Here is a 23,825-nt window from a genome sequence, read left to right as displayed (position 1 = left end):
TTAATAATCATACTGGCCAACAGTAATCTACTTTACCACTCCAGGAGTATAATGAATTATTAATTCCTAATAATCAATTAATATTTACGTAATTTTGCAGTCGCACAGTTGCAAACTCTTACATGATGAGCTACAATAGCTTAGAGGTCATCTGGCATATCTGCCATTTCGGATTACTTCGGAACAAAAGTAAATACAATTTATAGATGAGGATTATTATAGCCGGTGCCGGTGAAGTAGGCTTTCATTTAGCCAAATTATTGTCTTACGAGTCTCAGGATATTACATTAATTGATACCAACAAAGAAAGCCTGGCGTATGCCGATAGCCATTTGGATATACGTGTTTTAAAAGGTGATGCTACTTCCATTACAGTACTTCAGGAAGCGCGAGTAGCAGATTCTTCATTGGTAATAGGAGTAACTTCTTCTGAGACAACAAATATTACTTTGTGTATGCTGGCAAAACAACTGGGTTGTAAAAGGACCATTGCCAGAATATCTAACACAGAATTTATTGACAATAAGGAAACCATCAATTTTTCAGAATTGGGTATTGATGAGTTAATATCACCAGAAGAACTTGCAGCTGCAGAAATAAAATTACTGATAAATCAATCTGCATTTAACGACACTTACGAATTTGAAGAAGGCCTGCTGATCATGGTAGGAGTCTCTATTCCAAAATCCGCTCCATTTGTAGGTAAAATGGTGAAAGAAGCAGCCAGAATATTTCCAGAATTGCATTTTATGCCAATAGCAATGCAGCGACAGGGCACACAGTTTACTGTGATTCCAAGGGGTGATACCGTTTTTAAGGAAGAAGATCAGGTCTATTTTGTAACTGACAGAAAAGGGGTAGATGAGCTTTACAAGTTAACAGGCAAGAAAAAAGAGGAAATTAAAAATGTGATGGTACTTGGGGGGAGCAAGGTTGGGTTTAATGCAGTGCGCGACTTATGTGAAGCCAAGTTTAATGTAAAATTGATTGAGAAAGATAAAGCAAAGGCATTTGAACTAGCCGATGGCTTGCCCAACGCGCTGGTGATTAATGGAGACTGCCGAAACGTAGAATTGTTAGAAGAGGAGAGTCTGGATTCTATGGATGCCTTTATTGCTGTTACCGGAAATTCGGAAACCAATATTATGTCTTGTTTAGTGGCTAAATCCAAGAACATTAAAAAGACCATTGCCATGGTCGAAAACATGGATTATTTTCAGCTTTCACAATCTATTGGTGTGGATACGCTGATCAACAAAAAATTATTGGCGGCTAATAATATATTCAGACATATCAGAAGGGGAGAGGTGGTCGCACTAACCCGCTTAAACAATCTCAACGCTGAGATATTGGAATTTATAGTCAAACCAACTTCAAAAGTTAATAATAGCTTTATTAAGGACCTGAACTTCCCCAGAACGGCCATTATAGGTGGAGTTATCAGGGATGGTAAGGGGCTCATTGCCCTGGGGGATTTTAAAATTAAGGAAGGAGACCGGGTGGTGGTATGTTGCCTCCCTCGTTCTATCCGCAAAATTGAGAAGCTTTTCCTTTAGTATGGGACTCAACTTTAAAATCATATTTCACTTAATGGGCTTGCTCTTGCTTTGCAATGGGTGTTTTATGTTATTAGCGGCCTTAGTTAGTGGTATTTATGACGATGGGGCAACAGTAGCAATAACCCTGGCGGCAATAACTACCGTATTATTAGGAGTGCTGGCCATGTTTTTTACCCTTGGTCACCGTAAGGAGGTTCAGCGTAAAGAAGGCTATATCATTGTTACCTTCGGATGGTTGGTGATGTCTGCCTCCGGGGTATTGCCCTATATGTTTTCCGGAGCCATCCCAGGGATCACCAATGCGTTTTTTGAAACCATATCGGGATATACTACAACAGGAGCCTCAATTTTAAATGATATTGAATCCTTGCCAGAGGGTATTCTATTCTGGAGGAGCCTCACACATTGGATTGGCGGGATGGGGATTATTGTTTTGGCTATTGCTATTCTGCCTTTATTAGGGATAGGAGGAATGCAACTATTTTCCGCAGAAGCACCCGGACCTCATGCAGACAAATTACATCCCCGAATTACAGACACCGCTAAAAGATTGTGGTTAATATACTTTGGGTACACTGTGGCAGAAACCTTTTTGTTAAAAATTGCCGGGATGTCGTTTTTTGATGCTATAAACCATGCAATGGCCACTTTATCTACAGGGGGATTTTCTACGAAAAATGCAAGCTTGGCCTATTGGAATGACCAGCCATTAATTCAGTATATAGTGATCTTTTTTATGTTCCTGGCAGGCAGCAACTTTGTGTTGAGCTACTTTGCTTTTAAAGGTAAGGTGCAGAAGGTACTGAGAGATGAGGAATTTAAAATCTACGGGATATTTATAGTGGTTTTCACAGTTATCACGGCTTTGGTGATATACACCAAGGTTAATTTAGATGTTACGGCATATCACCCCATGGTATTGGGTGGGGGAGAGAGTGCTTTTAGGCAAGCGTTATTCCAGGTAGTTGCTGTAGTTACGACTACTGGTTTTGTTACGGCAGATTTTACCAGCTGGACACCCTTTCTGACTGTTTTCTTTTTTGGATTGATGTTTTGTGGTGGTTCAGCAGGTTCAACAGCAGGTGGAATAAAAGTTATGCGTCATGTAATGGTCATTAAGAATGGTTTGCTAGAGTTTAAAAGAACATTACACCCGAGTGCAATTATTCCAGTAAGATTTAATAACAAAACTGTGTCCGAACACATTGTTTACAACATTATTGGATTCCTTGTACTCTATATGTTGTTATTTATAATAGGTGCTCTGGTGTTGAGTTTTATGGGATTAGATTTTTTAACGGCGGTGGGAGGTGCAGCATCTTCCCTTGGGAATGTGGGTCCTGCTTTTGGTAGTTTAAATCCCTTGAGTAATTTTAACGGACTTCCGGATTTAGGTAAATGGTGGTGTGGATTTTTAATGCTTGCCGGGAGGCTCGAACTTTTTACAGTTCTTATTTTACTAACGCCATATTTTTGGAAACGCATTTAATCTTCCACAGCAATAAATAAAAAGACCTTACTAAATTAGTAAGGTCTTTTTATTTGGTATTAACCAGGAGAACCTAATTCTTAGTCTGGTTAAACTACTTCCTTAATTCTGCTTACAGCTTCTATGAGTTCTTTCTCTGAAGCTGCATAGGAAATTCGTATACAATTAGGGTTTCCAAAAGCTTCTCCTGTCACTGTAGCTACGTTAGCATGTTCTAACAAATACATGGCAAAATCGGAGGCGTTATTAATAGATACGCCATTAAGTGTTTTACCGAAGAAACTAGAGATATCGGGGAAAACGTAGAAAGCGCCTTCCGGAATGTTTAATTGAAATCCATCAATTTCGCCCAGGAGTCCTAAAAGTAAATCCCTTCTTTTATGAAATTCATCAATCATATATTTGATCTCACTAACAGGTGCCTCTAGTGCTGTAATTGTCGCTCTTTGGCCAATAGCGTTTGCCCCGCTTGTTATCTGACCCTGAAACTTGGTACAGGCTTTGGCAATCCAGTCAGGGCCACCCATATAACCTATCCTCCAGCCAGTCATAGCAAATGCTTTAGACACCCCGTTAACGGTAATGGTGCGCTCGTACATTCCTTCTATCCCAGCAATACTTACATGTCCACCGACAAAATTTATGTGCTCATATATTTCATCAGAAACAACAAAAATATTTGGATGGTCTTTTAAGACAGCTGCTAGTCCCTCTAACTCAGATTTACTGTACACAGAGCCACTAGGGTTGCAAGGTGAACTAAACCATAACATTTTGGTCTTTGGCGTGATTGCAGATTTTAATTGTTCAGGAGTCATTTTAAAGTCGCTCGAAATACTGGTAGGAACTTCAACCGGGACACCCTCGGCCAGCTTTACAATATCGCTATAACTTACCCAGAAGGGTGCGGGAAGAATTACTTCATCGCCCTTATTTAGCATTACCATGGCTATATTCGCCAGAGATTGTTTGGCGCCTGTAGATACCACAATCTGGCCTGGGCTATAAGACAGATTATTATCCCTCTTAAATTTATTGGATATGGCCTGTTTCAGATCTGCATAACCATCAACCGGGGAGTAACTGCTATAATTGTCATCTACTGCCTGTTTGGCCGCATCCTTTACAAATTCGGGAATATTAAAATCTGGTTCACCCAGACTTAAGCCTATTATATCCTTTCCTTCATTTCTTAATTCTCTTGCCTTGGCGGCCATAGCGAGGGTGGCCGAAGTAGACATTTTGTTAATTCTATCGGATAATTGATTGTTCATTTTCTGTTACTTGTTTATTGGTACTGCCAAGCGGGTTTCTTACCCAATTCTTTTAGATGTTTGAAATGCGAAATTATGGCTTTTCTTGTAGTTCTGTATTCATTATATGGCAAATTGAACTCCTTTGCCGTTTGTTTCACAATTTTAGAAATTTTTGTGTAATGAATATGACTGATATTAGGAAATATGTGATGTTCTACCTGATGGTTTAGCCCGCCTGTAAACCAATTAACGATCTTGTTTTTTGTTCCAAAGTTCACGGTTGTAGCCAGTTGATGAATGGCCCAGGTATTTTTCATACTACCATCTTTTTCTGGCAAGGGAGTTTCGGCCTCGTCCACAACATGTGCTAATTGAAACACTACACTAAGTATAACACCAGCAACATAGTGCATGATAAAAAAGCCTAATAAAATTTTCCACCACGCAATATCCAGTATAAGCATCGGCAGTACAATCCAAATGGCTACATAAATTAGTTTTGTAGCTACCAGCAGGCTCCAATTTACAAATGGGTTAGGTAATTTTCCATAGGCCAACTTTCGCTTGGTATAACGATACATTTGTTGAAAGTCTGTAGTAATTGCCCAATTAAAGGTCAAAAGACCATAAAGGAAAATAGAATAATAGTGCTGAAATTTGTGGAAGCGATGCCATTTGGCATGTTCGGAAAAACGCAATACCCTGCCAGCTTCTAAATCTTCATCGTGGTTGTGGATATTGGTATAAGTATGATGCAAAACATTGTGCTGCACCTGCCAATTATATACATTACCAGCAAGGATATAAATAGAGCCACCCATTAATTTGTTAACCCACTTTTTGTTGGAATAAGAACCGTGATTTCCATCGTGCATTACGTTCATCCCAACTCCTGCCATCCCAATCCCCATAACAATTGTCAATAAAAGATTGGCCCAATTTGGAAGATTAAGTGTAAGAATTAAAAAATAGGGGGTAAGAAACAGGCCGAACATCACGGCTGTCTTTAAATACAATTTCCAATTGCCGGTTTTCTTAATTTGGTTCTCTTTAAAATAATTGTTGACTCTTTTATTTAAGGTTTTAAAAAACTGTGCTGAGTCTTTTCTGGAGAACCTAATTGTAGATGTATCCATATATTTATTGTTAATTATAAAAAGGGCGCTATAAATATAACGCAATATCTTTCGTTTTAATACTAAATCGTGAAAGTAGTACTTTTGACAAAACTACAAAGGTACTATGCAGGTGGATACAATATTAAAATATTTTCCCAATTTATCAGATATTCAGAAAAACCAATTTATACAACTTGAAGTGCTGTATAAGGATTGGAACAAGAAAATCAATGTGGTATCAAGGAAGGATATCGATGAGCTCTACCTGAGACATGTGCTGCATTCCCTGGGGATCGCCAAACTTATAAAGTTTAATCCCAAGGCTGAAGTACTGGATGTAGGCACAGGAGGAGGATTTCCCGGGATACCATTGGCTATTCTTTTTCCGGAAACTAATTTTACATTAGTAGATGCCATTGGTAAGAAAATTAAGGTAGTTGATGAGGTAGTAAGTGGCCTGCAACTTCAAAATGTTAAAACATTTAATTGCCGGGTTGAAGAATTAGAGGGAAGTTTTGATTTTATTGTAAGCAGGGCGGTTGCAGCTATGCCAACCTTTGTTCGATGGGTAAAAGGCCGTATAAGAAAAAAGTCAGAGCACGAACTTAAAAATGGTATTCTATATCTGAAAGGAGGGGATCTAAGCGAAGAATTAAGGGGCTATAGTACTGCCCAAATCTTTCCGCTCAAAGACTTTTTTGAAGAAGACTTCTTCGAGACTAAAAAATTGGTGTATTTACCTTTAAAATATAAAGGTTAGTACCTAAAGACTCAACATTGTGTTAAAAGAGTGCCTGCAATTGGCCGCATAGTTTTTTACAAAACTTGCCAGGCGCTTCCAACTGTAATTAGCAGTATCTCTTTTTGTGTTTTCTTGGGGATGTTCCATAATCATTTCTATTTTTTACTGTAAATTTACAATTACTTAACGTTAAATTTACATATAAATTTTGTAGAAACGAACTTTGAGCGGAATTAAGGATAAATTTAACAGTTTGTAATCAACTCTTAAATCACTATTAAAGAGGATATTTCGAACTAGATGAAGTAGTTTAACGCTACTTATCGAACAGTTGATACTGCCCGTTTAAATGTAGGGTAACCGTAATTTCCTGCTGTGTATCATTTCTAAAATACCAGCCGTGTCGTCCTTCAAAAGGTGCTGTGAAAGTTCCGGCCATATTGTTGGAATAGGCAAGGGTATAGCTCTCATAAAATACATTAGCGGGAGGATTGTCTTGCTTAACTTCTCCATGGAAATCTATGTAAACTATACTATTATTTGAGCTGCTCCAATCGTATTTTATACTGGCATGTTTTAGTGCCTTAAATTTATACTCAATACCTTTTCTGGCCGGTACTCTAACTTCAATAGTATCTGTTTGCACAGCATACTGTGTGGCCGGAGGCGGGTTATTTGCTTCTTCAGGCTTAACTACTTCCGGAGGGGATCCTAACTTTGTTATTCTCAACGGCTTTACCTTTAATGAAACGGCCGGGGCATCTATTGTCTCATCCTCTTCTACCGGATCTTCTACATAAAGTCTGCTGAACCCAAATAATTTACCGGCTCCCAAGGGATCTATGTTGTATTCGGCCGGTAAGACGGCAGTAACCAGTACGACACCGCCAATTAACAGGGCAATAAACAAAGATTTCCATAGTTGTTTTTTATTCATTTTTGGGATATCCTGATTTTCCATATTGCTTTATTAAGTTGTAAAGTATCCGGTTAATTGAAACCCTAATAAGAGAAACCCAGCGGCCATTAATATTACGTTGGTAATATTTGAAAATTTAATGTAACTGCGGTATCTGCGCCAAACACCCAGAACAAGAAGTACCAGGCCAAGAGCCAGAAATTGACCTATTTCCACACCAAGGTTAAACCCTAATAAATTAACTAGTAAGCCTTCCTGGTCAAATTTAAACTCCTGTAATTTGGTCGCCAGACCAAAACCATGGAAGAGACCAAAGATTAATACCGCAATTTTTGTGTTGGGTTGCTTGCCGAAAAATTGTTTAAATCCACCGAGATTATCAAAACCTTTATAAACAATAGACAAGGCAATGATGGCATCTATTAAATAGGCATTTACATTAAGGTTTGCCAGGACTCCAAAGAGCAACGTCAGGCTATGACCTAAGGTGAAAAAGCTTACATAAATAAGTATTTCACGGGTTCTGTAGAGAAAAAATATTACCCCTACAAGGAATAATAAATGATCATATCCGGTAATCATGTGCTTTGCTCCTATATAAAGAAAAGGGCCAAAAGCAATGCCTTTATTTCCGGTTAAAAAGGATTGTGTAGCCTCGTCTACGCCATGAGCACCAGCTATTATGGGAAACAAACAAAGTAGTAGAAAAATATAGGATTGGAGTTTTTTTGGCATTCAGTGGGCTCTTTTAGTGCACATGCCCGTGCTCTTTAACCTGTCTTAGACTATCTTGTTTAATACTATCAGCTATTTTAAGCTGTTGCAGACTATCTTTAGCTATTTGAGCAGCTTTAATAGCTGCTTCATCTACTGTTTCAACTGCAGTTTCTTCGGTAACAGGCTCTTCCTTTTTCTTGCTTTCACCACAACTAAAAGCGAACATTAAAACAATTAAACTGCACCATACAGATTTGTTGATCTTCATAATTAATCCTTTATAATATTAGTAATACAACGCAAAAAAATTTGGTCCAAGAAGGAAATAAACCTCCTAAAGACCTAAGGTATAAAGTTATGAATTTTCAGTTCGGATCACCAAATTTAGAGGATAATGCGCTTAAAATTAGGACAAAAGAAAGTTTATCGGGCGATAAAACTAATTTTTTGGACGGACTGGAATATAAATTAACTCAGAAATGTCAGTGTCACTTTTATCCTTATTTCCAATTATTTTTTCAAAGTGGGGTCTATCGTCTAAAAGGTATTTGGAATTCGGCAACCATTTGGTAAAAATATAGTCGAATACTTCAAAGCCGGCATCTTTACCTCGTTGGGTAAAAACAGCATAACCACCTTCTGGCAAAGTAAATTGCTCCATTTGTTCGGGAACCTTATCATAATCTGCCACCTCAATGAGCGCGTACTTTTTAAAGCGTCTGCTGGGCTCAAACTTCATGAAATAGGCTTTGGGATATACCTGTAATGCATAAACAAACGTATTCAGCGCATTTGGTATTTCTTGTCGCCTCGGCATAAACGTACTGAACAATTCATGGGTTAAGTTATGGGCCAGGGACATTTCCAGGGATATGCCAACCAATTTTTTCTCTGCTAAATGTTCAAATTCCGGTTGTAAGGTCTTAAAGCTCGTATCACTCATTATTTATAATTATTTTTTATTGATCTGGTCTGGGAATGATGCCCGTTCTTTTCCCCCAGGCCAGCCACATATCGGACATTTTTCTTACCAATTCTGGATGGGCATCTGCCAGGTTATTCATTTCGGTTCTGTCTTTATCCAGGTCAAAGAGTTCCCAATTGGCAGTCTGCAAAATATCTGTTTTATCCCAGATAAAGGGTTGTAGTTTGTCTGCCTTTGAAATAAGTTTCCATTTGCCCATCCTTACAGCCCTGTTTCCCTCATGCTCCCAGTAGATGGCCTCTCTTTCCAGACGGTCCTGAGCAAAGACGGGGAGTAGACTGGTCCCTTCCAAAGGAGTAATTCTATTGCCATTATAGGACTGCGGATAGCTACCACCTGCGATGTCCAGACAGGTGGCCATAATATCTATTAAGTGGGCCGGCTGGGATCTCAGGGTTCCTTTATCTGAAATCTTATCTGGCCAATGTACTATCAGGGGAGAGGAAATTCCACCTTCATGAACCCAGTGTTTGTATTCTCTGAAAGGGGTATTGCTGACATTTGCCCAATTTAGGCCATAAGCCGTATAGCTTTCCGGGGGTCCGGGCATCGCATCTTTCATAAGTTGTACCGGTTTTCCTTCTCTGGTGATGTCCGGAACCATTTTGGTCTGAAGTTCATTTGCTGTCATTGCTTTAATCTCGTCTTGTTGGGGCCTGTCTTGTACCCATTCCAGTTCTTCAGCACAGGCTCCATTATCCTGTAAGTAGATGATCACTGTATTCTCTAGTTGCCCTTTATTCTTAATTGCATCCACTACGCGCCCAATACCCTCATCCATTAAAGTAACCATAGCTGCATAAGTTTCCATATTCGCAAGTTCCCAATCCTTGTCTGGCACCTCAGAAGACCAGGGGGCAATTAAGGTGTCTCTTGGCGTAAGCTGCCATTGCTCATCTAGCAGTTGCATTTCTTTCATACGCATAAATCTAGAATTGCGCAAAGCATCCCAACCCTGGTCATAATGACCTCTATATTGCGATATAGCCTCTTCCGGTGCATGCATAGGCCAATGTGCAGCGGTGTAAGAGAGATACAGGAAAAAAGGTTGGGTATCCTGGTGCTTCTCAATACGGTCGACCGCATAATTGGTAAAATCGGTAGTGCAATAAAAACCTTTTCTGGGGGCCACATACTGATTATCTTCGGTAAGGGATCGAGGATCGTAATAGCTACCGGCACCGGAGATCATGCCGAAAAATGCATCAAACCCTCTTTGCCTGGGCCAGTTACTTTTGTCGGGATTGTCTTTTTCATAAGGGGTTACATGCCATTTTCCAGACATATAAGTAGAATAGCCGGCGGCTTTCAAAGCTTCGGCAATAGTTACTGCATTACTGCTTAAGTCTCCCTGATAGGCAGGAGTTCCTCTGTCGTAAACCATATGACCAACACCTGCCTGTTGCGGGTAAAGTCCGGTTAAAAGTGAAGCTCGAGTGGGGCAACACCTTGCTGTATTGTAAAATTGTGTAAAACGAAGACCGTTTGCGGCTAATTGATCCAGGTTCGGGGTTTTTATCTCGCCTCCATAACAACCAATATCCGAATATCCCATATCATCACCCATGATGAGAACAATATTTGGTTTGCTTTGGATATGAGAAGATTTTTCAGGCGACTGGCATTTACAGAAAAGGACCAGGACAGCAAGGTATATGCAAGGGTATATTACTCTCATTGTTCCATTTTAGAAGTTGAATCTTAAAGCAGATTATCCTATCACTCAGTGGTAAACTGCTTAGTTTTTAATTTATAAAATGATGATAAGCACCAATCAGAAACTCTTTAAAAAGCTGTTAAGTTAGGGCTTTTCATATAAGAAGCCAGGTTGCCTATTTGTTTTCAGGCATGGCGTCAAAAGCATCTCGCTTCTCCTGAAACCACTTTTGAACAGCATCTGGAGATTTCATGAGTTCCTTCATATTTTGCATTGCATCCAGATGTGCTTTATCTCCTTTTTGAAACATTTCCATGGCGTGGTTCTTGCTCATCTCAGAAATCTCTTCAAAGGAATTGGCGCTAAATGCCATATCACAAGCTCCACCTAATTGGTTACAGGTCATTGTTTTCATAATTCACTATTTAATTGTTATTTAGTTAGAATACCATTTGATTACTAATTGCCGGCAACAGTTGTGAGGTGGTCCTGAAGTCGGTCAAAAGTAGAAGCCCAACCGTTGTAAAAGCCCATTTCTTCTTGTTGTCTGCAGTATGCTTCGGTTTCGTGCACCACTTTAAACACAAATTTTGTTTTATCATTTATTTCCTCTAAAAACACTTGTAATTCTACCCCGACGGTCATGGGTCTGAAATTAGCAGAGGTGATAATTTTCTTTAATTCTTCTATTTCTGAATATTCCCCTTCCCCGATAAACTCGTTTCCGTCTGGCATTAGCATTACATATTTCCATTTGCCACCAACTTCAAAATTATGTTCAACTACTTCTGTCTTCATGCCTTTAGGTCCCCACCAGGCGGCAATATGCTCTGGTTGGGTCCAGGCTTCCCAGACCAATTTTATGGGAGCGTCAAATGTGCGTTCCAGGGTTAAAGTTCGGTTGTCTTTATTACTCATCTTTATTGTATTTAGTTTTTAATGATTTCAAATGATCTTCAAAGGAGTCTAGTTGCTCTTCCCATAAATTTCGATATTGTTCTATCCAAATAAATGCCGGGATTAATTTTCTGGGCTGTATTTCGCAAAATCGTTCCCTTCCCTTTTTATGAATTTCTATTATATCGCACTCTTCTAGTATTTTTAAATGTTTGGAAATAGCAGGCCGACTCACTTCAAACTTTTCGGCAACCGCATTTACAGTGCGGCTTTCTTTAGCCAGGAGTTTAATTATGTCTCTTCTTACAGGATCTGCTATGGCTTGAAAAACATCTCTTCTCATGTCTTTATGTAACTAAACGGTTACAAATATAAGCGTAATCGTTTGGTTACGCAAATTTTATTTTTGAAAGTTGGTCATATATTTATTATGGGATATTACTTAGCAACTAAGCCACGTATCCAGCTCAATATCAGGCTGGAAGTTATGGCCAGAAAACCGGCAAAAGCATTAAATGCTATATCTGCCAGGTCAAATACCCTATCAGGAATTAAGGCTTGGATGCATTCATCAATGACTCCGAATAGGGCAGTAGCCAACCAGGCAATTATGGCAGGATAAGGAACCTTTCCACCCTTCTTTTTACGTTCTCTAAGGGCCTCATAGATAAATACCGCCAAGACGCTGTACTCAATCAGGTGACTGCGTTCTTCAGGAATGCCCATTCTTATCAGTATAAAAAAATAGGCTGCGGCAATACCCAGCCAGGCTGCCAGTTCAATTCTTGCAGGGCGCAGTTTAAGCCCGTGGGCCACAACAGTAGCCGCTACCAGAAAGATTCCTATCCAGATACTGTCAGAAAGTATTCCCCTGTCTCGCATCACCCCGGCGAGCGTCCTTCCAAGCCCAACGGTGGCATAGATTGCCACCAGAACTGCCAGGGCCAAAAGCCAGAGTTTGCGTTCACGAGCAGATTTAAAGAAAGCCATACTTCCCAATGTTTTAAACCTTTAAATATAAATATGTCTTCAGCCGAGATTCCGAACTTCTTTTCTTTTGCATTCTATGTACATAAGAAAGAAGTACGATGAATTAATACATGGTATTGCTATTTGCTGAAGTTGCCGGAATCTCCTGCATTGCATCCCAGTGCTCCACTATCTTGCCATGCTGATCAAACCTAAAGAAATCCATGGTAACATATTCTATGCCTCCCGGCCAGATTTGATGGGTATGGAGGGCCACCAAATCGTCCTCCGCTATGGCTCTGACAAACGATATAGATTTGTTTGGATATTCTTTGGCCATACGTTCAAAATAATCAACAAAAGGGCCAATACCATCTCCTACCAGGGGGTTATGCTGAATATACTCTGATCCTACGTAGCGTTCAGATGCTTCTTTCGGATGGCCTTCATAGGCCATTTTATAAAAAGCAATTGCGTTTTCCTTGTTCTTTTCTAATTGCATAAATGTAGTATTTACCTTTTCTCCCGGTATTTATTATTTAATCGTCGATAATCCCGGCATATTCTTTTTTAAAGTCGATTACGCTATTTGTGATTGCTGAGTTATAGGCGGCTTGGGCAATTAAATGGCCTATCAAACATTGTCTTTTTGAAACATTAACACTATTCTCTTTTGGAATTGCGGCTACAAAATCTGCAATTTCAGCACTGTAGGCGTCTTTGTAACGAGTTGGAAAAGAGTAATTTATGGGGGTCAAAAAGCTCCCTTTTTTGGTGTGTACTTCTACGGTATTATTTTTTTGATTTTCTGCTATTGCCATTCCCTTTTCGGCAAAGAGTTCTATCCTTTGATCATAACCGTATTCGGCTATGCGGCTGGTATCAATTGCACAGATAAGGCCATCATCAAACTTCAGGGTCACCAGGACGGTATCGAAGTCGGGTATTTTTTTTATTTCAGGGTCGTAAGCATGGCCAAAGGCAGATACTGCCACAGGAACTTTATCTCCCAGCAAAAATTGTAGCATGTCAAAGTCGTGAATCAGCATATCATGGAATATATTTCCGGATATTTTTAAATAATCCAGCGATGGTTTGGGATTGTCTCTAGAGCTCATTTTTATTGTTCGTACCTGTCCAATTGTTTCTAGGCTTTTCTTTAAAGCGATAAAATTGGTGTCATAACGGCGCTGAAAACCCAGGTATAGCGAAAGACCTTTTTCTTTAGCCAGATCAAAACAAGTTTTGATTTCAGTGGCAGTTTTCCCAAGGGGCTTTTCCGTAAAAACATGCTTCCCGGCTTGCAGGGCCCGGCAAATAATTTCATAGTGAAATTGGGTAGGGGCAGAGACGATAACACCATTGAGCTGTGTATCAGAAAGTGCCGGGGTAATTTCACTTAACAAGGTGAAATTGTTGCTGCTGACCAGCTCGTCATTCTCAGCAATTCCCGGATCAACAACATATTTCAGGGAGCAGGAATCTAACTTTTTAATTGCCTGGAGATGAAATCTTCCGGCCCGGCCAAGCCCGACGATACAAAGGTTAATTTTTTCAGACATGCAATATTATTTATCGGACCAGACTGCAAGTTCATTCCCTGCTGGGTCTGTAAAATGAAATCTGTGACCTCCCGGGAAGGAGAATATATCTTTTACAACCTTACCACCAGCTGCTATAATTTTGTTTTGCACGGTTTCCAATTCCTGATGATACAAAACAATCAATGCTCCATTTACTACTTGCTGGTCAGATCTTTCAAATCCGCCATATAGTCCACTTTCTGCAAAGGACACATATGTAGGGCCATAATCCGTAAATTTCCATCCAAAACATTTCTGGTAGAATTGCTTAACAGTTTCCAGGTCCTTTGCCTTAAACTCCACATAATTGATATGGTTATTTTCCAGTTCCATTTTAGATAAGGTTAGTGCTTACTCATTAATTATATTTTTGCTTCTTCAGGTACCTTGCTATTTCGGGATGATGGTATCTTCTGGCGTAATTAATTGCCCGGTAGCCGCGAATTGAGGTATCAGGATCGGCTCCGCTTTCTACCAAATATTTAACCATTTCAAATTGCCCGTATTTTGCGGCATACATCAAGGGAGTTTTATCTGCGCACACTTGCTCAACATCGGCTCCATTGTCTACAAAAAACTGTAATGCTTTCATAGATTTTAACTTGATGCTGATGGCCAGAAAACCATATTTTTTGCTGTCTTTTACGCTGAGGCAGCCGTTAATTTTCTCCGCTGTCGTAAATTGCGTCAAATTTTGGGTGCGTCCGTACTTAATATTATTTGCAATCTCCACGGTTAATTCTTGCCCATACAATGACAGTCCTAACGGAATCACTAATAGCAATAATATCAGTTTTTTGGAACCACGGAGCATAGCAACGATCAAATTTTAAACAATTCCAGAAGACGACTGTAGCATACAGCCTATTTAAAATTACAAAATTTAAGCTAATGTTATCGTTTGACGGGATAGTAGTGGTCTGCTATCTTTTTCTGATATATTTGGCTAAAAGTTAAAATCGGCTACTGTTTCATCCCGCCAATAACGATTAGGAAGTATGCTTTGCTGAAAGTATTCCTTTTAATATCATTTGCAAGCCCCATTTTAGTAATTCAAGGGATTCTGTATTGTTTAAACGGCAAACATCTTTGCTTACAATAAGAGGTTCAATGCCCATCAGGATGGTAGCAATATGGTTCAGGTTTTCTATCTCTAATTGGTTGAGTGAACCATGGTTTTCAGACAGGGCCAGGTCAAGGGTTTTGGTCCTTCTTGCTCCCCTTTGTCTGGTTTCCGCCGTTGAAGTCAGGACAACGCTTAGGTATTTTCTAAAAGCCTGCTCATTGTCAAGAGCCAATTGATTAAAATAATCCTGAATTCCAAGAATGACAGCCTGCAAGTCCTGATCCTGTAATTCCTTGTAGATAGCATCCGGACTTTTGGTATTAAGGTCGAGTCCGGCTTCGGCCGAAAGCACTTCTACATTAGAATAATACCGATAAATTGTCGCACGGGAAATAGAGGCATCTTCGGCCACATCTTCCAGGGTAAAGTGGCTTCCTTTGGCAAGAAGTTTCTGAGCACTGGAAAGAATATTTTTCCTGGTCTTGAGTTTTTGTAGTTTTCTTCCTGTACTTGTATATTCATCCTTCATGAGACAAATGTCTTATAAAATTTTGATAATTCAAAACTTCCAATTACATTTGTGAGACTAAAATCTCATAAAATGATACAATCAACTTCCAAATGGGTACTTGGACACAAGGTTACACCCTATTTCACCTCCGGTGATTACGATTTAGCTCTTGGTGAAACTCCTCCTAAAGTGCAGGGACCACCCCCACATTCACATAATAGTTATAAAGAATCTTTTCTCATCATAGACGGGGAAATGGATTTTATGGTCAATGGTGAACTACTAAAAGTAAAGGCCGGTGAATCTGTAGATATTCCCCCCAAAACTGTTCATACCTTCAGTAATTCCAGTGATCAACCCTGTAAATGGGTTAATATTCACAGCCCAAAAGGATTTAGGGAGTTCTTTGAAAAAATGGGCGTTCCGGCAGATGAGACCGATGCGGTACACAAATCAGTTGCTCCTCATTTAATTCAGGAGGTGATTAAGACCGCAGCCGATTATGACATGCATATCCAGGTTTAAATAGTGCGCTATCCTGATAGAGAGACCGGGATGAGTTTCAATAGGAACCAGAGGGCTAACTAAGCAGATATAGTAATAAAAAAGGTGGCCATTAGGCCACCTTTTTATTTAAAAATCATAACTCTATTCCTCTGCCGCTATTTGTGCTGCCAGGCCATTTACGTCAAAATAGTCTGAGCTTTGTACAATTTTCCCATCCTCATTAATGCTACTCAGGTTAAAAAATTTCACACCAATTTCTTTCCCGCTTTCACTATGCGTGGCTGTCCAGGTGCCATAAACCCTGATCACACCTGCGCTTGCCGTAGCATTAGAACCAGGGAAAACCGATCCGGACCAGAAGCCGTTAGCCGTGGAATCTGGCATCACTATTCCCTCGTGATATTTTATGTTTTCAAATCCATCATGGTAACCTTTTAAGGCTGCTAATAGCTCTTCTTTTCCTAACCATTTGTTCCCGTTATAGTCAGGCGGGCTCCATTTCATAGTATCGGAAAGTATGGCGCTTTGAGCCTCCAGATCCTCATCACAATGTGCCTTAAAAAAAGCACGGATCACCGCTACTTTTTTGTCGTAATCCGCGGTGTCAGGGGCAGCTTGTTCGGTAGTTTCAGTTTCCTCCATAGTGGCTGCTTCTTTGCAGCCTGCCAGCACAAGAAGTGCCAGGACAATCAGACTAAATAATTGTTTTTTCATTTTGTTGGTTTTTTATTTAATATTTAGGTTGCTATTAAAGATACAATTTTTTATGAGTTTAATTTAACACTTCGCTGATTGGCAGATCAATACCTTTAACTAATGACAATTTTATGGTATATGACATTGCCATTAGTGATGCTAAAATATCTTATGCAAAGGATTTTAGGCAAGGATAGAATATGCTAATCATGTCTTCCTTTTTTTGCAACCATGATATTAAATATATATCTTGGATGGCTACAATTCAGAGAGTATGGCCAACTTTAATATTGATGCGAAAACGCAAATGACCTATGACGCTATTGTTATAGGATCGGGTATAAGTGGGGGATGGGCGGCAAAGGAGCTTTGCGAAAAGGGGCTTAAAACTTTGGTCCTTGAACGTGGACCTATTGTGGAACACCTTAAAGATTATCCAACAATGAACCTCGATCCCTGGGATACTGAATTAAGAGGAGGTTTAACTCCGGAAGAGAAGAAGCGCCACTATAAAGGAATACGATCAGGTTTTATCGGTTCTGATACCGAACATTTTTGGGCCAACGATGAAGAAAATCCTTATACAGAAGTTAAACCATTTCTTTGGATGAGAGGTCATCAAATGGGCGGTAGGTCGCTGTTATGGGGTAAGCAAACTTATCGATGGAGCGACCTGGATTTTGAGGCAAATGCCAAAGATGGGCATGGGATAGATTGGCCGATCCGCTATAAGGATATAGCTCCTTGGTATGAGTACGTAGAAAAGTTTGCCGGGATAAGTGGGGAAGCCCTTGGCCTGCCACAATTGCCGGATAGTCATTTTTTGCCGCCAATGGAGCTAAATTGTGTCGAAAAGCACCTAAAAAGTCGAATTGAAAAAGAATTTCCTGGTAGACACCTGATTATTGGCCGGGTGGCACATCTTACCAAACCCCTGAATGGAAGAGGCCAATGCCAATACAGAAACCGCTGCAGTAGGGGATGCCCATATGGGGCATATTTTAGTAGTAATGCCGTTACCTTACCCGCGGCTAGTGCTACAGGTAATTTAACAATAAGACCCTATTCTATTGCACAATCTATTGTTTATGACGACAAAAAGGGCAAAGCCACAGGGGTGCGAATAATAGATGCCGAAACCAATGAAACTTTTGAATTTAACTCAAAAATTATTTTTTGCAATGCCTCCACGCTAAGTAGCACACAGATTCTTCTAAATTCTACTTCTGGGAGGTTCCAAAATGGATTGGGAAATGACAGCGGCGAACTTGGTCATAATCTTATGGATCATACCTATAGGATTGGCGCAATGGGAAAAGTGGAAGGTTTTGAAGACAAGTATTACAAAGGAAGAAGGCCCAACGGCATCTATATACCCAGGTATGTCAATATTGATGATAATACCAAATCCGACAAATTTATTCGTGGTTTTGGCTTTCAGGGTGGTGGAGGACGCGCCGGCATTTCTCAGGCAGCCAATAGGGAAGAATTTGGTGCTGATTATAAGGATAGCATTATGAAGCCGGGTCCATGGGAATTTTTTATCACCGGATTTTCTGAGTGCTTACCGTATCATGATAATAAAGTTTCATTAGATAAAAATAACCTGGATAAATGGGGGCAGCCTACTCTGGCCATTGATTGCGAGTTTAAGGAAAATGAAAAGGCTCTGAACCGGCAGATTAAAGAAGATGCCGTAGAAATGCTCGAAAGAACTGGAGTAAAAGAAATTGTAGGTTTTGATAACGAACATGAACCTGGCTATGGCATCCACGAAATGGGTACAGCAAGAATGGGTCGTGATCCAAGAACCTCAGTGCTCAATGGAACTAATCAGGTGCACGGAGCTAATAATGTTTTTGTTACCGATGGTGCCTGTATGACATCATCTTCCTGTGTAAATCCATCACTTACCTATATGGCCATAACGGCAAGGGCAGCGAATCATGCAGTTGAAGAATTGAAAAAACTTAATATTTAAATCTATGGACAGGAGAAAAGCTTTGCAAAGTGCAGGATGGATGGCCGGGGCGGCATTTACAATGCCTACTTTAATATCCTTATTACAATCTTGTAAATCAGAAACAAGACAAAGCTGGCAACCGCTTTTTTTTGATGAAGGGGAGGCCAAATTTATTTCTTCCATTGTAGACCAAATATTACCCCGCACCAATACTCCTGGTGCACTGGATGTGAAGGTAGACCTGTTTATAGATAAAGTAGTTGCAAAGACTTTCAGCTCGGAAGGACAGCAGGACTTCAGATCAGGTATAAGCAATTTTAACGAGATGTACTGCCAGGGATTGGGAGCTGATTTTGTTGGGTTAAACGATGATCAGAAGAAAGAGGTATTAAGGGTCGCTGAAGCTAAATCGGGTAAATTTGGTGGTTCGGTTTGGGGAACTGCTGTAGGGAAACAAGAACCTATAGGATTTTACAGGTCATTGAAATCTATGGCAATATGGGGGTATTTTACCTCGGAGGAAATTGGAGAGAAGGTATTAAATTACGATCCAATTCCCCAACAGTACCTGGGATGTATCCCCCTGTCGGATGTAGGGAACCGTTATAGTTTGTAATTAGATGACTTCCTCGCCTTTGAATAGTACATTTCATTGGTTGGCCATTAGAATTTCCAGGCAATAGGACATTCGTTTTTTTAATCCAAGGCCACAAAAATCTTTATAAAAAAATACCTCCGTAATATTACAGGATCTTGCTATTCCCTTTTTTTATATAGTCAGTTTCTCCTGTTTTTTGCCGTTTATTTTTAATAGTCGGGGAGGTTGAGTTGTTTTGCTCAGACTGTTCTCCATATTCATTGTATGCCCCAGGAATGGGATAGGGCGTGATGTTGAGATTGAATATCTTAAACGGTTAGATTTTAATTTTCAAATTTGTTTGGATTAGATTTCCTGTAGAGAATTGAGCAGAAGACGCATAAAACAGAATAAAGTTCAATTCTCAAGGGGCTGTCTGATTAAGTTTTTGTTGCAATTGTTCAATCAAGGATTGGGCAGCCGGCTCATTGCTCAGTGTCAATTGGTCAATGATTTTTCTAAGGGTTTCCGGATCCTCAATTTCTTTAGGTGCCGTCCTGAAACGCTCCTTGGGGGCTAATGAAAAAAACAATTTATCGGACCATTCATTTCTTCCGCCGTCAATGACCAAATGCACCCGATCAGTTTTGCCTTCATTGGCCACACTATGCTCATAATTAACGTTGGTATACCAGCACTCACCTGGCCGCATGACTATGTTGACCCCATCCAGGATGAATTGAACTTTATCATTGGTGCTAATAGGAATATGCAATCTGAAATTATTGTTTTCGTAGCCTAATTCATGATCCTTGTGTGGCTTAATTTTTGCTCCTTTTCCCAATCTTAAAATGCGGGCAGAGAGAATAGGAACCTTAAAAGAGTTGATTACCTCCTGCATATAATCACAGGCTTTTAAAATGGCTGTTTCTTGTATTACGGGATTTTCCACCGGTAGTGCAAAAATATCATTGTCCCTGCCATTCTGTGAATACAGAGGAATAACTTTCCATTCCCCGTTATAACCTGCGGTATTAAAATGTGGAATCCATTTATTCTCAGCAATTATTGACAAATCGTTTAAAAGCCTTTCCTGGTTGAATTGGAAGGGCAGTTTTAGATATGGAATGCTCCCGTTTGTATTCAAGGTTTTTTACTTAAAATTGATTGAGTACTTCTTCTAAAATGGACAATTATAATTGAAATTTACGTCAGAACTCCCATATTAGGAAATTGAACAGTTTAAAGGAGAATAATAGAAGTTAAAAGGCACCGAATATTACTTTAGAAGCTTGTTTAGTATTATTTTTTATGGCAGCGCCCACTTTTCCCTTTAATATCTTTTAATACTTTTAGCAATTGAATTCTCGTTATTATTCTCCCTTATCCGGAACGGCCATGGTATGGTTAGCCAGCAGTAAGCAATTCCCGTTATTTTCAACATAGGTCCTCATAAAATGATAGGTGGTCGGACTAGGGCCACGATCTACAACCGTAGTTCCCGTAACCACCCCGGTTGCACCTTTAATAATTACGCTAACATCTCTTTGAACACGTGACCTGGTCTTTCCTGTAGCTCCAATCTTTGGATCAGATGCCCGTTGCAGAAGCATGGCTTTTGAGTCTGTAAGGGAAGCGTGGTTATGAACCCAGATAAAGTCTTCGGCCAGCATGGAATTTAATTGTTGGGTATCGGATGTTAACAGGGCTTTTTCCCAGGCTGCATCCATAGCCAATAACCTTTCTGTACTTAAACAATTTTGTTGGGAGCTTAGGGATACTGCAGTCATTATATGAAGGACAATTAAGAAGACTTTTTTGTTCATAATTAAATCGTTTTTTATTGTACACCATTTAATCTGCTGCTTCTTTAATTAGCTTAAATTCGGGATAGTTAAAACTATTCGGCTCCAAGTAGCAATATAAAGCAAAGAACAGGGATACTTGTTTTGTTTTAATGTTTAAGTTGTTTTTAAATTACAAAATTCTCCGCTTACCAATGCATTTGGGTTATGGCTATTAACTCAATATTATAAGTTAACCAAAACAAAAAAGCCCAGAGGTTCACCTGGGGCTTTCTTAATTTAATAAAATAACTTATCCCAAAAACGGATACCGGTAATCTTCAGGGGTTACAAAAGTTTCTTTAATTAATCTTGGAGAAACCCATCTAAGTAAATTCTGTGCAGAACCCGCCTTGTCATTAGTTCCGGAAGCTCTGGCGCCTCCAAAGGGTTGTTGTCCTACTACAGCGCCAGTTGGCTTGTCATTGATGTAGAAATTACCGGCACAATTCTCAAGGGCTTTTGTGGCTTGATCAATTGCGTATCTGTCAGTGGCTAAAACGGCCCCGGTTAATGCGTATTCAGAAGTAGTATCTACAAGGTTTAAAGTTTTTTCCCAGTCTTTATCATCATAGACGTAAACAGTAACCACAGGTCCAAATAACTCGGTTTCCATTGTCGTGTAATGGGGGTCTGAGGTAACAATAACAGTAGGTTCTATAAAATAACCTTTCGATTTATCACAACCTCCACCTGCAACAATTTGTGCAGATTCGTCTTTTTTAGCCTGCTGAATGTAACGCTCCAATTTATCAAAGGATCCTTCATGAATCACAGCTGTAATAAAGTTGGTCATGTCTTCAGGAGAACCTGGGGAATTAATAGATTTCAGATCCTTTTTCACCAATTCCAGTATTTCTTCCGATGTGGATTTGGGAAGATAAACCCTGGAGGCTGCACTACACTTCTGCCCTTGAAATTCAAAGGCTCCTCTTGTAATTGCAGTAGCTACTTGTTGAGGTTTTGCCGTTGGATGGGCAAGGATAAAGTCTTTTCCTCCAGTTTCACCAACAATCCTGGGGTAGGTTTTATATATCTCTATGTTATTGCCAATTTGCTTCCATAAAGATTTAAAAACATGGGTAGAGCCTGTAAAGTGAATGCCAGCAAAATCCGGACTGGATAAAACGGTTTCAGTAATCATGACAGGATCTCCGTAAACCACGTTTATTACGCCATCTGGCACCCCTGCTTCTTTGAATACATCAACAATTACTTTGGCCGAAAATATCTGGCTATCACTGGGTTTCCAAACCACTACATTGCCCATCAGAGCAGCACTGGCCGGAAGATTCCCCGCAATTGCGGTAAAGTTAAATGGAGTAATGGCATATACAAAACCTTCGAGTGGCCTGTATTCCACCCTATTCCAAATCCCTTCAGCAGATTCTGGTTGTTCCTCATAAATCTGCGACATGAACTCAACATTAAACCTTAGAAAATCTATAAATTCACATGCTGCATCTATTTCGGCCTGATGGATGGTTTTAGATTGGGCTATCATGGTTGCCGCATTGATCTTTGCCCTATAGGGACCTGCGATAAGATCTGCAGCCTTCAAAAAAATGGCTGCTCGCTGTTCCCAGTTAAGAGCCGCCCAGGAAGATTTTGCTTTCAGACAATTATCAATCGCTTCGCTAACATGTTTCTTTTCGGCTATGTGGTAGTGCCCTACAATGTGTTTATGATCATGAGGGGGAGACATGGGTTTCTTGTTCCCAGTCTGTATTTCCTTATCACCAATGTATAAGGGAACATCAACTTGTCCTTCAAAATATTTCTTGTACTGCTCTAGCACTTCTGTTCTTTCCGAAGTACCGGGAGCATAATTTTTTATTGGTTCATTTACGGCGGTTGGCACCTGAAAAAACCCTTTACCCATTCTTTATTTTTTTAAGTTAAAAATCCATGCAAAAATACGGAAATTTGTGCTGATTGTAACAATGCCAAATTAAGAATTGGCTAATACAAGTGTTGTAAAGCGCCAGGCATAATAAACTATGTAACGGGGGGGTAAGTGTATAAGTAAAATTCCGGTTTAATTCAAGGCAAAAGGGGCACTGAACTTAAAAGTGGGTACGTACACACGAAATTTTTCAGTGGAAGTAAAATTAACCATATTATAATGGCCTTTCATAGCTCCTATAGGAGAAGCTAAAAGACATCCGGAGCTATAAGTGTGCGATTCCCCGGGTTTGATAACTGGTTTTTTTCCAATCACTCCTTCACCATCCAGCACTTCAAAGTCGTTGAGTGAGTCATAGATTTCCCAATGCCTGGAAGTAAGTTGAACCGAATCCTTGCTTTGATTCTCAATAGTTATGGTATAGCCAAATGCAAAATGCATTTTATAGTTCTTGAAGAAGGTTCCTTCAAAACTAGTATCTACAGATATTTTAATGCCTTTGGTTACTTGAGTGATCATAATCTGGTTCTGTCTAATAAGTGAAAACGCCTACAACTATCAATATAAAGACGGTCACACCGGCTAAAATAAAAAAAATAGCATTAAGAAACAGGTATTTTAATATTGTTTTAAACCTACCTTGTTTCTATAAGTTCCGCATTGCTTTATACAGAAAGATCGCAAGGATCAAAATGAAAATTAATGCACTGTTAACTTTAAAAATTTAAGTCAACTAAGAAACTAATAATGAGCAAGATAAATAATAAGGACTGATTATGAAAACTATAGATGACATAATCGGTATAAGTATATCTTTTTCTGATGTAAACCTATCATATGAAGAGGGTAAAGGCCAGTGAGCCA

27 protein-coding genes are annotated in these 23,825 nt (G+C 39.6%); 6 read left to right on the top strand and 21 right to left on the bottom strand.

Features of this window, described 5'->3' with window-relative positions:
• Positions 1-206: 206 nt before the first annotated feature.
• Both trkA and J1G40_RS15515 read left to right on the top strand, forming a co-directional pair.
• A complete protein-coding gene (trkA, locus tag J1G40_RS15520; protein WP_265243576.1) occupies positions 207-1,556 on the top strand; it encodes a Trk system potassium transporter TrkA in 1,350 nt (449 codons plus the stop codon).
• A 1-nt stretch (position 1,557) separates the two neighbouring features.
• Complete coding sequence (locus tag J1G40_RS15515) at positions 1,558-3,048, top strand: potassium transporter TrkG (protein WP_265243575.1); 1,491 nt, start codon at positions 1,558-1,560, stop codon at positions 3,046-3,048.
• Positions 3,049-3,137: 89 nt separating this feature from the next.
• On the opposite strand, the gene J1G40_RS15510 is transcribed toward J1G40_RS15515, so the two are convergent.
• Positions 3,138-4,322 carry a pyridoxal phosphate-dependent aminotransferase gene (locus tag J1G40_RS15510; RefSeq protein ID WP_265243574.1) on the bottom strand — a complete coding sequence of 395 codons (1,185 nt, stop codon included), beginning with the start codon at positions 4,320-4,322 and terminating at the stop codon, positions 3,138-3,140.
• Positions 4,323-4,336: 14 nt separating this feature from the next.
• Complete coding sequence (locus tag J1G40_RS15505; RefSeq protein WP_265243573.1) at positions 4,337-5,440, bottom strand: fatty acid desaturase family protein; 1,104 nt, start codon at positions 5,438-5,440, stop codon at positions 4,337-4,339.
• A 106-nt stretch (positions 5,441-5,546) separates the two neighbouring features.
• Between J1G40_RS15505 and rsmG the strand changes: the two genes are divergently transcribed.
• On the top strand, positions 5,547-6,182 hold the full coding sequence (gene rsmG, locus J1G40_RS15500; protein ID WP_265243572.1) for a 16S rRNA (guanine(527)-N(7))-methyltransferase RsmG: 636 nt from the start codon (positions 5,547-5,549) through the stop codon (positions 6,180-6,182).
• 298 nt (positions 6,183-6,480) lie between these two features.
• Here the strand turns inward: rsmG and J1G40_RS15495 are convergent, their stop codons facing one another.
• From J1G40_RS15495 to J1G40_RS15430, 14 genes are all read right to left on the bottom strand, one after another.
• On the bottom strand, positions 6,481-7,125 hold the full coding sequence (locus J1G40_RS15495) for a hypothetical protein (RefSeq protein WP_265243571.1): 645 nt from the start codon (positions 7,123-7,125) through the stop codon (positions 6,481-6,483).
• 9 nt (positions 7,126-7,134) lie between these two features.
• A complete protein-coding gene (locus tag J1G40_RS15490; RefSeq protein WP_265243570.1) occupies positions 7,135-7,818 on the bottom strand; it encodes a HupE/UreJ family protein in 684 nt (227 codons plus the stop codon).
• A gap of 13 nt (positions 7,819-7,831) precedes the next feature.
• The gene (locus J1G40_RS15485; protein ID WP_265243569.1) at positions 7,832-8,068 is read right to left on the bottom strand and encodes a hypothetical protein; all 237 of its coding nucleotides are present in this window, start codon (positions 8,066-8,068) and stop codon (positions 7,832-7,834) included.
• A 171-nt stretch (positions 8,069-8,239) separates the two neighbouring features.
• Entirely contained in the window at positions 8,240-8,743 is a 504-nt protein-coding gene (locus J1G40_RS15480) for a GyrI-like domain-containing protein (RefSeq protein ID WP_265243568.1), read from the bottom strand.
• Positions 8,744-8,759: 16 nt separating this feature from the next.
• Positions 8,760-10,463 (bottom strand): arylsulfatase, encoded by a 1,704-nt coding sequence (locus J1G40_RS15475; RefSeq protein WP_265243567.1) that lies wholly within the window; start codon positions 10,461-10,463, stop codon positions 8,760-8,762.
• Positions 10,464-10,617: 154 nt separating this feature from the next.
• Positions 10,618-10,857, bottom strand: a complete 240-nt coding sequence (locus J1G40_RS15470) for a DUF1059 domain-containing protein (RefSeq protein ID WP_265243566.1) — start codon at positions 10,855-10,857, stop codon at positions 10,618-10,620.
• Positions 10,858-10,901: 44 nt separating this feature from the next.
• Positions 10,902-11,360, bottom strand: a complete 459-nt coding sequence (locus tag J1G40_RS15465) for an SRPBCC family protein (protein WP_265243565.1) — start codon at positions 11,358-11,360, stop codon at positions 10,902-10,904.
• A complete protein-coding gene (locus tag J1G40_RS15460) occupies positions 11,353-11,682 on the bottom strand; it encodes an ArsR/SmtB family transcription factor (RefSeq protein WP_265243564.1) in 330 nt (109 codons plus the stop codon). Before J1G40_RS15460 ends, J1G40_RS15465 begins: the two co-directional genes overlap by 8 nt.
• A 95-nt stretch (positions 11,683-11,777) precedes the next feature.
• The gene (locus J1G40_RS15455; protein ID WP_265243563.1) at positions 11,778-12,329 is read right to left on the bottom strand and encodes a VanZ family protein; all 552 of its coding nucleotides are present in this window, start codon (positions 12,327-12,329) and stop codon (positions 11,778-11,780) included.
• A 103-nt stretch (positions 12,330-12,432) separates the two neighbouring features.
• Positions 12,433-12,810 carry a nuclear transport factor 2 family protein gene (locus J1G40_RS15450; protein ID WP_265243562.1) on the bottom strand — a complete coding sequence of 126 codons (378 nt, stop codon included), beginning with the start codon at positions 12,808-12,810 and terminating at the stop codon, positions 12,433-12,435.
• Positions 12,811-12,847: 37 nt separating this feature from the next.
• Positions 12,848-13,870 (bottom strand): Gfo/Idh/MocA family oxidoreductase, encoded by a 1,023-nt coding sequence (locus J1G40_RS15445; RefSeq protein WP_265243561.1) that lies wholly within the window; start codon positions 13,868-13,870, stop codon positions 12,848-12,850.
• A gap of 6 nt (positions 13,871-13,876) precedes the next feature.
• The gene (locus tag J1G40_RS15440; protein ID WP_265243560.1) at positions 13,877-14,224 is read right to left on the bottom strand and encodes a VOC family protein; all 348 of its coding nucleotides are present in this window, start codon (positions 14,222-14,224) and stop codon (positions 13,877-13,879) included.
• Positions 14,225-14,249: 25 nt separating this feature from the next.
• The gene (locus J1G40_RS15435) at positions 14,250-14,705 is read right to left on the bottom strand and encodes an ankyrin repeat domain-containing protein (protein WP_265243559.1); all 456 of its coding nucleotides are present in this window, start codon (positions 14,703-14,705) and stop codon (positions 14,250-14,252) included.
• Between the two features lie 175 nt (positions 14,706-14,880).
• Positions 14,881-15,486 carry a TetR/AcrR family transcriptional regulator gene (locus J1G40_RS15430; RefSeq protein WP_265243558.1) on the bottom strand — a complete coding sequence of 202 codons (606 nt, stop codon included), beginning with the start codon at positions 15,484-15,486 and terminating at the stop codon, positions 14,881-14,883.
• Positions 15,487-15,558: 72 nt separating this feature from the next.
• Between J1G40_RS15430 and J1G40_RS15425 the strand changes: the two genes are divergently transcribed.
• Positions 15,559-15,993: a cupin domain-containing protein gene (locus J1G40_RS15425; protein ID WP_265243557.1), complete on the top strand. Its 435-nt coding sequence runs from the start codon at positions 15,559-15,561 to the stop codon at positions 15,991-15,993.
• A 123-nt stretch (positions 15,994-16,116) separates the two neighbouring features.
• Here J1G40_RS15425 and J1G40_RS15420 read toward each other — a convergent pair whose 3' ends face one another.
• A complete protein-coding gene (locus J1G40_RS15420) occupies positions 16,117-16,689 on the bottom strand; it encodes a nuclear transport factor 2 family protein (RefSeq protein WP_265243556.1) in 573 nt (190 codons plus the stop codon).
• A gap of 256 nt (positions 16,690-16,945) precedes the next feature.
• Between J1G40_RS15420 and J1G40_RS15415 the strand changes: the two genes are divergently transcribed.
• Positions 16,946-18,652, top strand: a complete 1,707-nt coding sequence (locus J1G40_RS15415; RefSeq protein WP_265243604.1) for a GMC oxidoreductase — start codon at positions 16,946-16,948, stop codon at positions 18,650-18,652.
• Positions 18,653-18,656: 4 nt separating this feature from the next.
• On the top strand, positions 18,657-19,250 hold the full coding sequence (locus J1G40_RS15410) for a gluconate 2-dehydrogenase subunit 3 family protein (RefSeq protein ID WP_265243555.1): 594 nt from the start codon (positions 18,657-18,659) through the stop codon (positions 19,248-19,250).
• A gap of 385 nt (positions 19,251-19,635) precedes the next feature.
• Here the strand turns inward: J1G40_RS15410 and J1G40_RS15405 are convergent, their stop codons facing one another.
• The 4 genes from J1G40_RS15405 to apaG all read right to left on the bottom strand — a co-directional run bounded on the left by J1G40_RS15405 (position 19,636) and on the right by apaG (position 23,480).
• Positions 19,636-20,358 carry an aspartyl/asparaginyl beta-hydroxylase domain-containing protein gene (locus J1G40_RS15405; RefSeq protein ID WP_265243554.1) on the bottom strand — a complete coding sequence of 241 codons (723 nt, stop codon included), beginning with the start codon at positions 20,356-20,358 and terminating at the stop codon, positions 19,636-19,638.
• Between the two features lie 226 nt (positions 20,359-20,584).
• On the bottom strand, positions 20,585-21,037 hold the full coding sequence (locus J1G40_RS15400; protein ID WP_265243553.1) for a nuclear transport factor 2 family protein: 453 nt from the start codon (positions 21,035-21,037) through the stop codon (positions 20,585-20,587).
• A gap of 271 nt (positions 21,038-21,308) precedes the next feature.
• The gene (pruA, locus tag J1G40_RS15395; protein WP_265243552.1) at positions 21,309-22,937 is read right to left on the bottom strand and encodes an L-glutamate gamma-semialdehyde dehydrogenase; all 1,629 of its coding nucleotides are present in this window, start codon (positions 22,935-22,937) and stop codon (positions 21,309-21,311) included.
• A gap of 156 nt (positions 22,938-23,093) precedes the next feature.
• Positions 23,094-23,480 carry a Co2+/Mg2+ efflux protein ApaG gene (gene apaG, locus J1G40_RS15390; RefSeq protein ID WP_265243551.1) on the bottom strand — a complete coding sequence of 129 codons (387 nt, stop codon included), beginning with the start codon at positions 23,478-23,480 and terminating at the stop codon, positions 23,094-23,096.
• Positions 23,481-23,825 lie beyond the last annotated feature (345 nt).

Source organism: Muriicola sp. Z0-33, from assembly GCF_026126425.1.
Classification (GTDB): domain Bacteria; phylum Bacteroidota; class Bacteroidia; order Flavobacteriales; family Flavobacteriaceae; genus JAFMPW01.
Note: the sequence above shows the minus strand (reverse complement) of the source record. Positions and strands in the feature narration are given on the sequence as shown.

What these genes read in the sequence shown, in the direction of transcription:
- J1G40_RS15470 (WP_265243566.1), bottom strand. Translation starts at nt 10,857, where the DNA reads ATGAAAACAATGACCTGTAACCAATTAGGTGGAGCTTGTGATATGGCA.
- J1G40_RS15440 (WP_265243560.1), bottom strand. Translation starts at nt 14,224, where the DNA reads ATGGAACTGGAAAATAACCATATCAATTATGTGGAGTTTAAGGCAAAG.
- J1G40_RS15425 (WP_265243557.1), top strand. Translation starts at nt 15,559, where the DNA reads ATGATACAATCAACTTCCAAATGGGTACTTGGACACAAGGTTACACCC.
- rsmG (WP_265243572.1), top strand. Translation starts at nt 5,547, where the DNA reads ATGCAGGTGGATACAATATTAAAATATTTTCCCAATTTATCAGATATT.
- J1G40_RS15515 (WP_265243575.1), top strand. Translation starts at nt 1,558, where the DNA reads ATGGGACTCAACTTTAAAATCATATTTCACTTAATGGGCTTGCTCTTG.
- J1G40_RS15505 (WP_265243573.1), bottom strand. Translation starts at nt 5,440, where the DNA reads ATGGATACATCTACAATTAGGTTCTCCAGAAAAGACTCAGCACAGTTT.
- J1G40_RS15400 (WP_265243553.1), bottom strand. Translation starts at nt 21,037, where the DNA reads ATGAACAAAAAAGTCTTCTTAATTGTCCTTCATATAATGACTGCAGTA.
- J1G40_RS15485 (WP_265243569.1), bottom strand. Translation starts at nt 8,068, where the DNA reads ATGAAGATCAACAAATCTGTATGGTGCAGTTTAATTGTTTTAATGTTC.
- J1G40_RS15435 (WP_265243559.1), bottom strand. Translation starts at nt 14,705, where the DNA reads ATGCTCCGTGGTTCCAAAAAACTGATATTATTGCTATTAGTGATTCCG.
- J1G40_RS15495 (WP_265243571.1), bottom strand. Translation starts at nt 7,125, where the DNA reads ATGGAAAATCAGGATATCCCAAAAATGAATAAAAAACAACTATGGAAA.
- J1G40_RS15490 (WP_265243570.1), bottom strand. Translation starts at nt 7,818, where the DNA reads ATGCCAAAAAAACTCCAATCCTATATTTTTCTACTACTTTGTTTGTTT.
- J1G40_RS15430 (WP_265243558.1), bottom strand. Translation starts at nt 15,486, where the DNA reads ATGAAGGATGAATATACAAGTACAGGAAGAAAACTACAAAAACTCAAG.
- J1G40_RS15480 (WP_265243568.1), bottom strand. Translation starts at nt 8,743, where the DNA reads ATGAGTGATACGAGCTTTAAGACCTTACAACCGGAATTTGAACATTTA.
- J1G40_RS15415 (WP_265243604.1), top strand. Translation starts at nt 16,946, where the DNA reads ATGGCCAACTTTAATATTGATGCGAAAACGCAAATGACCTATGACGCT.
- J1G40_RS15420 (WP_265243556.1), bottom strand. Translation starts at nt 16,689, where the DNA reads ATGAAAAAACAATTATTTAGTCTGATTGTCCTGGCACTTCTTGTGCTG.
- J1G40_RS15445 (WP_265243561.1), bottom strand. Translation starts at nt 13,870, where the DNA reads ATGTCTGAAAAAATTAACCTTTGTATCGTCGGGCTTGGCCGGGCCGGA.
- trkA (WP_265243576.1), top strand. Translation starts at nt 207, where the DNA reads ATGAGGATTATTATAGCCGGTGCCGGTGAAGTAGGCTTTCATTTAGCC.
- pruA (WP_265243552.1), bottom strand. Translation starts at nt 22,937, where the DNA reads ATGGGTAAAGGGTTTTTTCAGGTGCCAACCGCCGTAAATGAACCAATA.
- apaG (WP_265243551.1), bottom strand. Translation starts at nt 23,480, where the DNA reads ATGATCACTCAAGTAACCAAAGGCATTAAAATATCTGTAGATACTAGT.
- J1G40_RS15510 (WP_265243574.1), bottom strand. Translation starts at nt 4,322, where the DNA reads ATGAACAATCAATTATCCGATAGAATTAACAAAATGTCTACTTCGGCC.
- J1G40_RS15460 (WP_265243564.1), bottom strand. Translation starts at nt 11,682, where the DNA reads ATGAGAAGAGATGTTTTTCAAGCCATAGCAGATCCTGTAAGAAGAGAC.
- J1G40_RS15450 (WP_265243562.1), bottom strand. Translation starts at nt 12,810, where the DNA reads ATGCAATTAGAAAAGAACAAGGAAAACGCAATTGCTTTTTATAAAATG.
- J1G40_RS15465 (WP_265243565.1), bottom strand. Translation starts at nt 11,360, where the DNA reads ATGAGTAATAAAGACAACCGAACTTTAACCCTGGAACGCACATTTGAC.
- J1G40_RS15410 (WP_265243555.1), top strand. Translation starts at nt 18,657, where the DNA reads ATGGACAGGAGAAAAGCTTTGCAAAGTGCAGGATGGATGGCCGGGGCG.
- J1G40_RS15475 (WP_265243567.1), bottom strand. Translation starts at nt 10,463, where the DNA reads ATGAGAGTAATATACCCTTGCATATACCTTGCTGTCCTGGTCCTTTTC.
- J1G40_RS15455 (WP_265243563.1), bottom strand. Translation starts at nt 12,329, where the DNA reads ATGGCTTTCTTTAAATCTGCTCGTGAACGCAAACTCTGGCTTTTGGCC.